The 422-nt window shown below is 39.3% G+C and carries 1 protein-coding gene; it reads right to left on the bottom strand.

Annotated elements, in window-relative coordinates; all coding sequences use genetic code 11:
- Positions 1-162: 162 nt before the first annotated feature.
- Positions 163-422 (bottom strand): transposase (locus tag BpJC4_RS15930; protein ID WP_172968389.1); only part of this gene is annotated, 260 nt, incomplete at its 5' end.

Below are 422 nucleotides of genomic sequence, written 5' to 3'. Positions count from 1 at the left end.
CCCAAATTACGAAAGTGCAACGATTTGGTAGGTAGAATTCGACAGTTTGGAATAAAATGTAAAAACTGGAATAGTGTCGTAGGGTAATGGCTGTATGAAGGCATACTTTCCCCCTCCCCATTTTTACGGGCTTTTTAATTTCCAGTATTCAGTTCCTGTTTGTCAATCAATCATTCGCACACTTTTGATCATTTTCTCGAATGCCCTTTTATGGGCATATGTTTCGCAAATGTTAAGTGAAACGCTGCGGCTATGATATGTCAAAACTCCGGCTGAATAAATGATTTCTCTCCGGAACCTTCTGATGGTATAGGATTTAAATGCTGGCGGACAATGCTCTTTTTTAAAGATCTCAAATAAATTGTACGCCAGTAATTTAATCAGGAGATCCATATGGTTGGCACCGAAGGAATCCGTTGGAA

This window comes from Weizmannia acidilactici, from assembly GCF_008974185.1.
Classification (GTDB): Bacteria; Bacillota; Bacilli; order Bacillales; family Bacillaceae_C; genus Weizmannia; species Weizmannia acidilactici.
This window is presented reverse-complemented; position numbering and strand designations above follow the sequence as displayed.